General features: G+C 62.4%; 9 protein-coding genes and 5 pseudogenes. 8 read left to right on the top strand and 6 right to left on the bottom strand.

Features of this window, described 5'->3' with window-relative positions:
• Positions 1-333 precede the first annotated feature (333 nt).
• The 4 genes and pseudogenes from KXC42_RS21475 to KXC42_RS21460 all read right to left on the bottom strand — a co-directional run.
• Positions 334-441 (bottom strand): annotated as a pseudogene (locus KXC42_RS21475) (ATP-binding protein); the annotation flags it as partial.
• A pseudogene (locus KXC42_RS21470) lies at positions 429-674 on the bottom strand (IS21 family transposase); the annotation flags it as partial. The pseudogenes KXC42_RS21475 and KXC42_RS21470, both read right to left, overlap by 13 nt.
• Positions 675-825: 151 nt before the next feature.
• Positions 826-2,235 (bottom strand): IS1380 family transposase, encoded by a 1,410-nt coding sequence (locus KXC42_RS21465; protein WP_102032069.1) that lies wholly within the window; start codon positions 2,233-2,235, stop codon positions 826-828.
• Between the two features lie 429 nt (positions 2,236-2,664).
• A protein-coding gene (locus KXC42_RS21460; RefSeq protein WP_219129554.1) for an IS3 family transposase occupies positions 2,665-3,914 on the bottom strand; the annotation gives its coding sequence in 2 pieces (ribosomal slippage) (positions 2,665-3,584 and positions 3,584-3,914; 1,251 coding nt in all).
• 196 nt (positions 3,915-4,110) lie between these two features.
• Here KXC42_RS21460 and KXC42_RS21455 point away from each other — a divergent pair.
• From KXC42_RS21455 to KXC42_RS21430, 6 genes and pseudogenes are all read left to right on the top strand, one after another.
• A complete protein-coding gene (locus KXC42_RS21455; RefSeq protein WP_033097545.1) occupies positions 4,111-4,935 on the top strand; it encodes an IclR family transcriptional regulator in 825 nt (274 codons plus the stop codon).
• A 35-nt stretch (positions 4,936-4,970) separates the two neighbouring features.
• A pseudogene (locus KXC42_RS21450) lies at positions 4,971-5,201 on the top strand (2-keto-4-pentenoate hydratase); the annotation flags it as partial.
• Positions 5,202-5,331: 130 nt separating this feature from the next.
• Entirely contained in the window at positions 5,332-6,615 is a 1,284-nt protein-coding gene (locus tag KXC42_RS21445) for an IS256 family transposase (RefSeq protein WP_071936707.1), read from the top strand.
• Between the two features lie 50 nt (positions 6,616-6,665).
• A pseudogene (locus tag KXC42_RS21440) lies at positions 6,666-7,247 on the top strand (2-keto-4-pentenoate hydratase); the annotation flags it as partial.
• Positions 7,244-8,032 (top strand): 2-keto-4-pentenoate hydratase, encoded by a 789-nt coding sequence (locus tag KXC42_RS21435; protein ID WP_037216937.1) that lies wholly within the window; start codon positions 7,244-7,246, stop codon positions 8,030-8,032. The pseudogene KXC42_RS21440 and the gene KXC42_RS21435, both read left to right, overlap by 4 nt.
• Positions 8,033-8,034: 2 nt before the next feature.
• The gene (locus KXC42_RS21430) at positions 8,035-8,232 is read left to right on the top strand and encodes a tautomerase family protein (protein ID WP_006551052.1); all 198 of its coding nucleotides are present in this window, start codon (positions 8,035-8,037) and stop codon (positions 8,230-8,232) included.
• 414 nt (positions 8,233-8,646) lie between these two features.
• Here KXC42_RS21430 and KXC42_RS21425 read toward each other — a convergent pair whose 3' ends face one another.
• A complete protein-coding gene (locus KXC42_RS21425; RefSeq protein WP_219130535.1) occupies positions 8,647-9,672 on the bottom strand; it encodes an AraC family transcriptional regulator in 1,026 nt (341 codons plus the stop codon).
• 367 nt (positions 9,673-10,039) lie between these two features.
• Entirely contained in the window at positions 10,040-11,038 is a 999-nt protein-coding gene (locus KXC42_RS21420) for a helix-turn-helix domain-containing protein (RefSeq protein WP_024102196.1), read from the bottom strand.
• Positions 11,039-11,246: 208 nt separating this feature from the next.
• On the opposite strand from KXC42_RS21420, the pseudogene KXC42_RS27825 reads away from it, so the two are divergent.
• Positions 11,247-11,980 (top strand): annotated as a pseudogene (locus tag KXC42_RS27825) (4-hydroxyphenylacetate 3-hydroxylase N-terminal domain-containing protein); the annotation flags it as partial.
• 18 nt (positions 11,981-11,998) lie between these two features.
• Positions 11,999-12,751, top strand: a complete 753-nt coding sequence (locus KXC42_RS27820; protein ID WP_373922200.1) for a 4-hydroxyphenylacetate 3-hydroxylase C-terminal domain-containing protein — start codon at positions 11,999-12,001, stop codon at positions 12,749-12,751.
• The last annotated feature ends 21 nt before the right edge of the window (positions 12,752-12,772 follow it).

Below are 12,772 nucleotides of genomic sequence, written 5' to 3'. Positions count from 1 at the left end.
CGGCCGCAGTGAGAATTGTCGCGTCAGGATTGCGTGAGTCCTGCATGTACCTGGCCTCTGCCTCGGTCCGGGGCACTTCTCAGTATCGCCCAGAACGGTGCCTACCGTCATGGAATGGGGGAATCGACGCGGCGGGTTCAAGTATTGGTCGTAACCCTGCTGATTGGAGAGAAGTGTGCGGATGGGACGAAGAGAGCAAAACGGGAGTCGAGTGTCGGCAACGCTTGAATTCGAGGCCGATGCGACGGTGGAGAACGAGAGCACCGTGTCGGTGTGTGGCTAGTCTGCCTGATTCTCCATTCTGATCCTGGGAAGACTGTCGATTCCGCGTCCTCAAAGGCGGTAGCTGGCACCTTCGAGCGTCAACACGTCGGCGTGATGGACGATCCGGTCGATCATCGCGGCGGCGACGGCCTGATCACCGAAGACTCGACCTGACCTTCGTCGCCCGGCGGGACCGCTCCGCGGGGCATCGTGGCTTTCGACGCCGCGACCCGTTCGGCGAATCACGCCGAAATATAGCGACGCACAGTTGATTCCGATACCGGGACACCGTGGTCGTCGCGCAGCCGTTGGGCGATCGTTGCTACGGTCACCGACTCGTCGAGCTGGCCTTCGATCCAGGTGTGGTGGGCGGCGATCGCCGGCCAGGTCACCGCCCGCGCCGTCGGGTCCACCACTTAGCCTCGATCCACCGATGAGCCTTCGGCGGGTGGCGTCGGCGTGATGGGCGCGGCGTGATCGGCTGCGGGCAGGGGTGAGTTCCGGGCGTCTCATCCCGGTTGTCCACTTCGTTCTCGGTCGTGCCGCTGGTGGCGGCGGTGGTCAGCTGGCCGCGGCCGGTGGTGGTGGTGCGTGCGTCGCGGTGAAGAGTCGGTCGAACGCGGTCTGCCAGGGCCAGGCGTCCGGCAGGTGCAGGATGATGCGGCGCGCCGTCCGTGCCAGTCGTGCCGGCACTGAGATGAGGGTGCGGCGAATCGTCGCGGTCGTTGCCCGGGCGAGCCGCCCGCCTCGGTCGGCGATGAGTCCAGCGGCGCGAGTGAGGTTGAATGCGATCACGGCGAGGACGAGCCATGCGCTGTTCGCGGTGAACACTCCCGAGGGCAGGTGAGCGAGCGGGCCCGCCTTCAGGTCGGCGTGAACTTGCTCGATGATCGCGTGCCCGCGGTGGGTCTTGTCCGCCGCGACGGTTCCCATTGTCTGCTTGTCGGTGGTGGTGAAGAACGCGTGGTGCCGGTAGCTGTCGAACAAGGTCGGCTGCTCGACCTGCTTGGGGTTCAGGTCTGGGATCCGTCGGACCACCAGTCGTCCTTCAACCCGTTCGGCGATCTTCCGGGAACGGAACGCGACGAAGGGCACCTCGGCGACCTCGGCCTTCGAGATCCACCGGCCCGTGACCTCGTCACGGATCGCGTTCGGGTACTCGATCGTCTCCCACCCGTCCTCGGGGATCGTCGCGATCGCCGTCTTCACCGCGGGGTCCATCCGAACGGTGATGGACACGTCCGCGCCGGCCTTGATCGCGGTGCCGATGGTGGCGTGGCCGTAGAACGCGGAGTCCGCCCGCAGCAACGGCCGAACACTGCTGCCCAGGTCCATGCGGCGAAGCGTGGCGAGGGTGTCGGCGACGATCCTGGCCGCGCCTTTCGGGGAACCGGTCTTCCCCTGCCGCAACCGCTGGGCGAGGATCACCGGCGCTGAGGTCGTCGTCGACGCTGTCGCGACGAGGGCGTTGAGGCCGCGGACGCCGGAGTACCCGAACGACGCTCCCTGCTTCTGGTACCCGTGGACCTCGATGATCGTGTCGTCCACGTCGACCATCACCCGCTCACCGTCCCGGATCTGCAGCAGCGGCGCGGCCGATGCGAGGTTCACCAGCGTCCGTGAGGCGACGGCATCGAGCTGGCGGACGTGCCCGAACCGGAACTCCCGCAGGAACGAGCCCAGCGTCGACGGTGCATACGTCCGATCGAACAACCGGCCCATCCCGCCATGACGCAGCAGATTCATGTCGTCGATCGAGTCCGCGCCAGCGAGCATCCCCGCGACCAGCGCCATCACCTTGCCGCCGGCGTTCGCACCCTTGTCCGTCGGGACGCTCAATCGCGACTGCGCGAGCTCATCAAGCCCCGCAGAACGGGCAAGACGGAGCATCGGGACCAGCCCCGCGACCGACACGAGATTCGGATCATCGAACACAGCCGACACGGCAACGGGAGCATGCTTGAATTGCACCTACGAGATGCCTCTCAGACTCGGGAAATAGGACCTTAGACAAGCTCTATTCTTCCTGGTCAGAGGGGCATTTCTGCGTTACGACGCCAACTCAGCAAGCCTCCCCATCGGTGGATCGAGGCTTAGGGGAACCAGGCCCCGATCAACTCGCACCACAGGTTCTCGTCGAATTTGTGGCCGTCGCCGGGGGCAGCCCCGCCTCCAGCGCAGGGGCCAGGTACTTGCGGATGGGGAATTGCATGACCGCTGACAACCGCAGGAACCGCATGGTTCGATCCGGTCAGCGGAGACGAGGGTAGCGACACGCGGGCCGAGATATCTGTGTGGCACTCGGGGGATCGAAGGTCGCGGTTGGTGGGCTGTCGGTCGTGAACTCGTGCGCTCGAGGTTGGGCGTGGCCCCTGAAGAGTGGACACTTGGGTGTGTTCGTTAGGCGGCCTGATCCAGGGTAGACATGCGGTCGGTCTCGTAGTCAATTGGTGATCGGTTCTGCAATGCCGAGTGCTTTCTACGGGTGTTGTAGCGGGTGATCCAGCGGAAAACCTCGGTGCGGCATTGTGCTTCGTCGAGCCAGCGTTTCGCCCCCTGAAGCGTCTCCCGTTTCAAGGACGCGTTGAAGGACTCGGCCATCGCGTTGTCGGCGCTCGACCCGATTCGGCCCATCGATTGCCGCACGCCGTGCCGGCGGCATGTCGCCTGGTAGTCCGAGGACGTGAATTGACGTCCGTGATCCGAGTGGAAAATTGCTCCTTCCAGCGATCCTCGTGCCGCGGCCGCGTTGTCGAGCGCGTTCTCGACGAGTTCGGTACGCATGTGATCTGCGATCGACCAGCCGACGAGGCGCCTGGAACACACGTCGATCACGGTCGCCAGGTAGAGGAACTTACCGGTGCCCCTGTGTGGAAGGTAGGTGATATCGCCGACGAAAACGCTCCCGGGCTCGGCAGCGGTGAAATCGCGCTTGACCAGGTCTCCGAAGACCTGCGCCCCAGGATCTTTGATCGTCGTGTTCTTCGGTTTACGCAGGTGCACGCCGACAATGTTGTTGCATCGCATCAACCGCGCCACCCGCTTGTGGTTCACCGTGCCCGGCACCTGGTCATCATCGGCCAGTTCGGCGGTCATCCGCCGGTAGCCCAGCGTGTGGTCCCATTCCTGGTGATGGGCACGTATTCGGTCCACCAGCGCCGCATCGGCCTCCTGCCGGGCCTGGCGTGCCGCCTTTCCGGCTCGCCACTTGTAGTAGCTCGACCGGTGGATGCCGAGCACCGTGCACATCCGCTTCACCTCATGGGCGTCTCGGTGGTCATCAACGAACCAGAAGCGGATCACCAGTTCGTCTCTGCCGCGAAATACTTCGTGGCCTTGCGCAGGATGTCTCGCTCCTCGCTGAGCCTGTCGTTTTCCGCGACCAGAGCCTGGTTGCGGGCCCGGACCTGCTCAATCTCGGCTTGCATTCGCGCGAGTTGATCCTGCGGCGTCTCGGAGGCCCCGCGCTCTGGCGTGGCCTCGGACTGCGCCGACGCGGCCTTCTTACGCGCCTGGTGCACCCATGTCTTCAACGACCCCCGAGCGACTCCCAGATCCGCGGCCAACGTCGAGTACGACGCATCCGGACGAGTCTCGTAAAGCCGGACAGCATCGGCTTTGAACTCATCCGAGTACTTCTTCTTCGTCATGATGATGTCCTGCATTCTCCGGCCCAGTATGGGCCAGTCTCAGCGTGTCCACCACCCAGGGGCTATCCCCGTCATTCATTCGTGCGCTTCAGGACATGTTCGTTCTCTGCTCGGCCACCTAGTGTTCCACCTCACAGCGATGCGACGGGGTTGCTCAACCGTCATCCAGATTGAACTTTGAAAGGTGGCTGTCGGCGTGGCTGGTCTGCAAACAGTGCAAAAGATTGGTCCGGTGCTCGATCTGTTCACAGTTCAGCGTCCGGAATGGGGTGTTTCCGAAGTTGCAGCGGCCATCGACGTGCCCCGGTCGAGTGCTCATGCATTGCTGGCCAGTCTCGTCGACACCGGGTTGTTGCAGTGCCGGAATCGCGGCCGATACCGGCTCGGCTGGCGCATCGTCGAATTGGGGGAAACACTCCGCAGCACTGTGGACGTACGGTCCTGTTCCGCTCCTGTGTTGGAAGAGCTGGTCGAAAACTATGGAGAAACGACACACTTGGCCATCATGGAACGCTGGAGTGTCCTCTACGTCGACAAGGTGATCGGTACGCACAACATCACCGTGCAGGGGGCTCGAGTGGGCACCCGGCTCGATGCCCACTCCACAGCTGTGGGCAAGGTCCTGCTCGCGCAACTCGACAAGACTGAATTGCAGCGGTACTTGACAGCGCGTCCGTTACGTCGATTGACACCGTCGACGACTACGAGTCCGCATGCGCTCGCCGATGCTCTCGAAATGACTCGCATGGCTGGTGTCGCGGTGGACATGGGCGAGACGGTGTCGGAGGTGCACTGTGTCGCCGCACCGGTACGAGACGACATGGGTTCGGTGGTTGCTGCAGTGAGCATAAGTGTTCCGGCCACCCGATTCGCTTCGCGGCGAGCTCAACTCGAGCGTGCTGTGATCGCTGCCGCCAACAAGATCACTCGCTCTATTGCCGAGGCGGCGGACATCGTTCCACTCGAATCCCGGAACCACCCATCGCTGGAGCCGGTCGGTAGCTGTCCCCGAGCGTCCTGACATCTGTATCAACCGCACGACACAACCGAGGAACTATGGATATTGCTGTTCAGAAGGCAGCGGATCGTCTGCTCGACGCGTATCGCACCGCCGAGCCGATCGACCCGCTGACGCCCGAGTATCCCGACGCGTCCCTAGAAGTGGCATACCGCATCCAGCAGGCGCAAGTAGAGCAGTGGACGTCGGCCGGCGATGTAGTCAAGGGACACAAGGTAGGCCTCGCGTCGCGAGCAATTCAGCGACAGATGGGGGTCGACCAGCCCGAGGGGTAAGTCCCCTGGGGTGGTGTGAAACCGGGCTCCCGAATCGGGACCGTGTCGGTCCTGAACGTAGAAGGGCCACCGCGTGAAGCTGTGTGGGTAACGACCAAGAAACTCACACGAGAAAGACACCGCGATGGCCCTGGACCAGTCTGCCCTACTCGAGCTCACCGAGTCGCTACGCACCGCCGACGGCGGCGACATCATGCGCACCCTGCTCGCCACGATTCTGCAAGCGTTGGTCGACGCCGAGGCGACCGCCCATATCGGTGCCGGACGCTACGAACGGACCGACACCCGCACCACCAGCAGAAACGGTACCCGCGACAAGACTGTCTCGACCACCAGCGGCGACGTGACGGTGAAGATTCCCAAGCTTCGGCACGGCTCGTTCTTCCCGTCGCTGCTGCACCCACGCCGTCGCATCGACCAGGCCCTGCATGCGGTGATCATGGAGGCCTACGTGCACGGCGTCTCGACCCGCAAAGTCGACGACCTGGTCGTCGCACTGGGTGCCGACACCGGAATCTCCAAGTCCGAGGTATCACGGATCTGCGGGGACCTGGACGACGAGGTCCGCTCGTTCAACACTCGTGAACTCGATGTCCACGCCTACCCGTACGTGTTTCTCGATGCCACCTACTGCAAGGCCCGCGTCGGTGGGGACAACCGCGGCAAGGGCGCGAAGGTCGTGTCCCAAGCGGTGGTCATCGCCACCGGTGTCGCCGCCGACGGCCGGCGGGAGGTCCTCGGCTGCGCGGTCGGCGACAGCGAGACCGAGGTGTTCTGGGCCGAATTCCTGCGGAGCCTGCGCGAACGTGGTCTGCACGGGGTGCAGTTGGTGATCTCCGACCACCACCGCGGTCTGATGAACGCGATCGACAAGGTGTTGGTGGGGGCGGCGTGGCAGCGGTGCCGGGTGCATTTCCTGCGCAACGTCGCCGCCCGGATCCCCAAAGGCCAGTTCGAGATGGTCGCCGCGGCGATACGCACCATCTTCTCCCAGCCCACCGGGATGCTGGTGCGCGACCACGTGGACACCGTCGCCAGCACCTTGGAGTCGCAATTCCCGACGGTGGCAGCGATGCTGATCGAGTGCAAGGAACAGATCACTGCGTTCGCCGACTTCCCCGAGGCGCACTGGAAGAAAATCTGGAGCACCAATCCGATCGAGCGGCTCAATCGGGAAATCAAGCGCAGAACCGACGTAGTCGGGATCTTCCCGAACCCCACCGCACTGTTGCGGCTGGCCACCTGTGTGCTCATCGAAGCACACGAGGAATGGCAGGTCAGTGATCGTCGCTACCTGTCGGAAGAGTCGATGACATTGCTGTCCCCGCCGGCACCGACCGTCCTCGACGCAGTCCGACCCGCCCGTCCCGGAGAGGTGGTGGACGAGCAGACGCCCCTTACGGCATAATCAACACAGCCTCACAGCGCAACGCGCACAACGGTTTACACCACTTCACGGGGCTCAATCAGCCCGACTTCGGGCATCTCACCCAGAGCATGTTTCATCTGGAGCACCATCCCATCGCCAGCGGCACATTTCTGCAACCGCGTATCGAACCGGAGATTGCATTCGTCCTTGGTCGTCCACTGGCCGGCCCAGGCGTGACTGCCGCAGAGGCAGCGCGGGCAGTGGATTTCGTCCTGCCTGCGCTGGAGATCGTGGATTCGCGGATCAAGGATTGGAAGATCGGAATTTTCGACACCATCGCCGACAACGCTTCATCCGGCGGGGTCATACTCGGCAGTTGCCCGGTCTCGTTGGACCAGCTGGATCTGCGTCTGGCTGGCTGTAACCTGCACATCAACGGCGAGCTCGTCGCAACCGGTGCCGGTGGCGCAGTTCTCGGGTCACCGCTCAGTGCGCTGGTGTGGCTGGCCAACACGGTGGGTCCGCTCGGCGTGACCCTCGAGCCGGGGCACGTGGTGCTGCCCGGCTCGATGACCGGTGCGTATCCTGTCGCACCCGGCGATTCCATCGTTGCGACTATCAGTGGGCTCGGCACCGTCACCGCCGTGCTCGGCGGAAAGGACGAACAGTGACCGAGCAACTATGGAGCCCGGCCAAAGTGGCCGATGTTCTTATACGAGCGGAGGATAGCGGCGTCGCGCAGACGTCGATTCTCGCAGAATGGGACGGTCTCGATCTGGCCGCGGCATATGAGGCTCAAGATATTGCGCTGCAAATGCGGATCTCGCGGGGGGAGAGGGTCACCGGTGTCAAACTGGGTGTGACCTCCAAGGCGAAGCAGCGTCAGGTGGGAGTCGACTCGCCGTCGACGGCGTGGTTGACGGACGCGATGATCCTTCCGATCGGTGAGCCGGTGCCCCGGGAGAAGATGATCCACGCGCGTGCCGAACCGGAGATTGCGTTCGTCATGGGACGTCGACTCGAAGGGCCCGGGGTCTCGGCGGCGACTGCGCTCGCGGCGGTCGACCATGTGGTCGGTGCGATCGAAATCATCGACAGCCGGTTCTCGGGTTACAAGTTCTCCATGATGGATGCTGTCGCGGACAACAATTCGTCCGGCCGGTACGTCACCGGTCCCATCAGTGTGCGGCCGGACTCGCTGGACCTCGGTCTCGAAGCCTGCTTGCTCGAAGTGGACGGAGAGATCGTCGATTCGGCGACAGGAGCTGCTGTGCACGGCCATCCGGCGGAGGCGCTGGCTTTCGCGGCGAACACCCTCGCCGAGCGTGGCCTGGCAATCGAGCCGGGCTGGGTGATACTCACCGGGGGGATGACGGATGCGGTTCCGGTCCGGCCGGGGGCGCGGATCGCTGCTCACTTCACTCATCTCGGTACCGTAAATGTGTCAGGAGGCTGATGATGCCGTTCATCGAGGTGACTATTTCCGCAGGGCGTTCGCCCGAACAGCTCCGCGCACTGATACATGAACTCACCTTTGCCGCCCAGCGGGCCGTGGACGCGCCGTTGAGCAACATTCGGGTGGTGCTGCGTGAAGTTCCGGCTACTCACTTTGCCGCCGGTGATGTGACGATTGCAGAACGATCTCCTGCTCAATGACTTTCGTTTGATTCTCCCGAACGATTCTCGTGTCAATGCAAGCGAGTCGGGACAAGACGATGAGTGCAAGGGACACGTAGACCGGAGTTGGGGCGGACTGCCCTGTTCCTTTTCTCGTTCGGGGAGTCGCTATGACGACGGCACGTCGTCGCCGGCAATGCCTTGACCGGGGACAGACGAGCAACGTCGCAGATGGCTGCGGTTGGACGTCGCAGGCGAGATCGTCGGAAATCTACGAGGGAGTCGACGAGATTCAACGCTGGTGCTGGCGCGTCCGATTTGCGGACGCGCCAGCACGCCGGGTAGACGAGATTGCTCAACAGCTTGCCGGCGGTTGCTGAACACCGTTGCGGGAGTGCGAAAACCGCTATTGGATACACGATGACGGCTACAGGTCAGAACGTGGCGGTCTGGTCACCTGTTGTCGCTGCTGGTGCTGGTGCCGAGTTGCTGCATGCGGAAATGCAGTGGGCTGGTCCCGAAGCGACGTCGGAACGCTCGACTGAAATGCGAGACATCGCGGAAACCTACGCGGACGCTGATGGTAGAGATCGTGGCGTCGGTGCTCAGCAAGAGTTTGCGAGCTCGCTCGAGCCGCTGTTGATTCAGCCGTGTGCGTGGTGTCGTGCCTGTTGCGCTGAATAGTTTGTGGATGTACCGCACGGACATTCCCAGTTCGGCTGCAAGGTCGCTGATCGAGTAATCGGGGTCTGTCATGTGTCGTTGCATTGCCTGCTGTATGACTCGAAAGTCCTTGTTGTGAACTCGTTTGGTGGTGTTGAACGGAGTTGTGCGTTCACTGATGGCGGATACGAGTAGGTCCATCGCGCACGCGGCAACGGAGGCTGAGGAGTTGGGCGAAAGAAGGGAGTCGTCAGTTGCCATGTCGACGAATAGGCGAGAGACGTATCGGCTGATGCCGCTGCGGCCGGAAAAACCTTCACCGGTAATCTCCGCTACGGCTTCCAGGGGAAGATGTGGCGCAAACACCGCGCGCGGCGCGCGGACGACAATCTGCTCGAACTCGGTCTGGGCGTCGACGATGAACGGCGCCGATGAGTCGAGGATTCCGAACGCCCCGCTTTCGAGCTTTGCGGACCGAGAGTGTTGACCGATGACCGCTGTACCGCTCGTGATCAAGCACAGTAGGTAGTCGTCGTTGGGATCGGACGAGATCATGTTCGGGGTGCGGATTACTGTGTGTGGGTCTGCGCGTACGACACTGACTGTGACGTCGACGAAGGGACGCACCGATAGTTCCGCCCCGAACGAGTCCGATATGTCAGGCCAGTCGACGTCGAGTTCGCAGTATGTCGAGTCGAGTGTGTCTATCCACCGCGAACGTACCTCGCTCGATTCGAGCTCGCGTGTGCTGATTACGACCTTGGCGCTGGCCTTGTCGGTGCAATCGGAGTCATTGTTCTGTGCACTGTCGGGCATGTCGCTGCTCACCTCCATATTCTAGTGTTGCAGATCACACCGGCTTCGAATATAGGAGGTATTCGCTCCCCGGAGTCACGCCCACAGCTTCCGCGTCCGCACTCGTCCCGAACGGAGTAGATCGTGACCCGCGCTGCTCCGCCTGGGGCGATTGGATCACCTGAAGGAGTGACACCGACCGGAACCCCATGACGCTCGACTTCGCCGCGAAGCACCCGTGTCCTACGTCCGCGTAGTCGGCATGCATCTGGTGTCGATCTCGCGAACTGTCTCGACGGAAGAGTTCGCGGTAGAGGGCGCAGGACCGGCTCGACTGTCGGCATGAGCCGCGGAGGTGACCCGGAGCGAATCGGGCCACCTGTGTAGGTCAGCGGTGTTCGGTTCGATAACGGCCAGGGCTGGAACCGTATGCGGCGCGGAATGTGCGGCTGAAATGGGACACATCGCGAAAGCCTGATTGCTCACTCACTTCGGCGACTGTCAGATCGGTGCTCAGGAGGTACTTACGTGCTCGCTCCACCCGTGTGCGGTACAGCCAGGCGCGGGGGGTCGTGCCTTGCTCACGGAAGAGGTTCTGAATGTGTCGCACAGACATCCCCGCTTCTGCAGCGACCCTGGATAGTGATAAAGCGGGATCGTGTAGCTGTCGCTCGACGATCCGCTGCACTTCGGCCAGATCACGTGCGTGACTGATCTTCGTCGGGTCGGTCTCGGTGGCGCTGTCGGTGAGGGCGGTGACCAGCAGGTCGAGAGCGACGGATGATATCGAGACCGCTGACCTCGTCGGCAGTGTCCGGTCCTGTTCGGCGACGTCGAGGAGGAACCTGCTCACGAGTCGGCCCGTTCCCGAGATCCCACTGATGGGCAGCCCGGTTCCCTGCTCGAGTACTCGCTGGGGTAACCGCGCTTCGAGCAGGGGTCTGGGAGTGTCGATGACGACCTGACGAAAATTCGACTCGGCTTCGAATTCGAACGGGGCGGCGCAGTCCAGTAACGCGAACGATCCCTGCTCGAGAACTCCGCTGCGTCCGTTTTGGGTGACGCGGACGTTACCGTCGGTCACCACCAACACGAGGAAGTCTCCCGCGTCGTCCGAACGCACCATCGCCGGCGAACGGATGACCGAGTGGACGTCCGCGCGCATCGTGCTGACATGCAGTTCTCCGATGGGATGACCGCCCCATTCTGCGATGAACGGTTGGCGTGGATTGGGCCATGCCACGTCCGACTCGCAATAGAGGGTGCCGACTGTGTTCGCCCACAGATTACGGCCTTCCGTGGAGTCGAGTCCTCGCGTATCGAGAGATACCACAGTGGGTTTGGTGGATTTACGCGTGGAGTCACTCCATCGTTCGCGCTCAGTCATGTTTATCGGTACCTCCGGAATCTAGTGTTCCGTGTCACAGGGAGCTGGCTCTGTACGGACCGTCGAGTGCGGAATTTCCTCGGAGCGGCGCCTGGATTCGCATCGGCCGAGAACACCGTCTCGGTCTGAGCTCGACAACAGGAGTGAGCACGTGACGACGCCAACTATTCTCGAGACCTCCACCGGAACCCCCAACGATGTCCGGCCGATGACCGGCGCGGAGTACATCGAGTCCTTGAAGGATGGACGCGAAGTGTATTTCCGCGGAGAACGTGTCCCGGATGTCACGACTCATCCGGCTTTCCGGAATTCGGTTCGCTCGATCGCTCGGATGTACGACGCGCTTCATACCCCCGAAGCCCAGGGGGTGCTGGCGGTGCCGACCGATACGGGTAACGGTGGATTCACGCACCCGTTCTTCAAGACCGCCCACAGTTCCGACGATCTCTTCTGTCCCGCGACGCGATCGTCGCGTGGCAACGTGAGGTGTACGGGTGGATGGGCCGGTCGCCCGACTACAAGGCCTCTTTCCTCGGGACCCTCGGTGCCAACGCGGACTTCTACGGTGAGTACAGGCAGAACGCACTCGACTGGTACAAGAAGGCGCAGGAGCGGGTGCTCTATCTCAATCACGCGATCGTCAATCCGCCCATCGACCGTGATAAGCCTGCCGACGAGACCGCGGACATCTGCGTACATGTGGTGGAGGAAACCGACGCCGGCGTGATCGTTTCCGGCGCCAAAGTGGTGGCGACCGGGTCTGCGATCACCAATGCCAATTTAATCGCCCATTATGGACTTCCGCTGCGCAACAAGAAGTTCGGGTTGATCTTCACTGTTCCGATGGACTCTCCGGGCTTGAAGCTGTTCTGTCGGACGTCCTACGAGATGAACGCTGCAGTGATGGGCAGCCCGTTCGATAATCCCTTGTCGAGCCGCTTCGACGAGAACGACGCGATCATGGTGTTCGATCGTGTGCTGGTTCCGTGGGAGAACGTGTTTGCCTATGACGCGGACACCACGAACGGATTTGTGACGAAGTCCGGGTTCATGGCTCGGTTCATGTTCCATGGTTGTGCACGCTTGGCGGTCAAGCTCGACTTCATCGCCGGCTGTGTTCTGAAGGCGGTGGAGACGACAGGTACCAACAATTTTCGTGGTGTCCAGATGCAGATCGGCGAGATCCTCAACTGGCGCGATATGTTCTGGGGCTTGTCGGATGCGATGGCCAAGTCTCCCGATGAGTGGGTGAACGGGGCTGTGCAGCCGAACCTGAACTACGGTCTGGCCTATCGCACGTTCATGGGGGTGGGCTATCCGCGGATCAAGGAGATCATCCAGCAGACGCTCGGTAGCAGCTTGATCTACCTGAATTCGCATTCGAGCGACTGGGGTAACCCCGACATCCGGCCCTACCTCGACCAGTACGTGCGCGGGTCCAACGGCATCACCGCGATCGATCGTGTGCAGCTGCTCAAGCTGCTGTGGGATGCCGTGGGCACCGAGTTCGGAGGTCGGCACGAGCTGTACGAGCGCAACTACGGTGGCGACCACGAGGCCGTCCGCTTCCAGACATTGTTCGCCTACCAGGCCCAGGGACTGGATACCGAGCTCAAGGGCTTCGCCGAGAAGTGCATGTCCGAGTACAACGTCGACGGGTGGACACGTCCGGACTTGATCAGCAATGATGATCTGAAGATCGTGCGTGGTTGAACGGGACGCGACGATGACGAG

The sequence above is a fragment of the Rhodococcus sp. LW-XY12 genome, from assembly GCF_019317345.1.
GTDB lineage: Bacteria > Actinomycetota > Actinomycetes > Mycobacteriales > Mycobacteriaceae > Rhodococcus > Rhodococcus pyridinivorans.
Note: the sequence above shows the minus strand (reverse complement) of the source record. Positions and strands in the feature narration are given on the sequence as shown.

Excerpts from the sequence above, each read along its gene's own strand:
- KXC42_RS21445 (WP_071936707.1), top strand. The coding sequence starts at position 5,332 with ATGGCCCTGGACCAGTCTGCCCTACTCGAGCTCACCGAGTCGCTACGC.
- KXC42_RS21430 (WP_006551052.1), top strand. The coding sequence starts at position 8,035 with ATGCCGTTCATCGAGGTGACTATTTCCGCAGGGCGTTCGCCCGAACAG.
- KXC42_RS21425 (WP_219130535.1), bottom strand. The coding sequence starts at position 9,672 with ATGCCCGACAGTGCACAGAACAATGACTCCGATTGCACCGACAAGGCC.
- KXC42_RS21420 (WP_024102196.1), bottom strand. The coding sequence starts at position 11,038 with ATGACTGAGCGCGAACGATGGAGTGACTCCACGCGTAAATCCACCAAA.
- KXC42_RS27820 (WP_373922200.1), top strand. The coding sequence starts at position 11,999 with ATGGTGTTCGATCGTGTGCTGGTTCCGTGGGAGAACGTGTTTGCCTAT.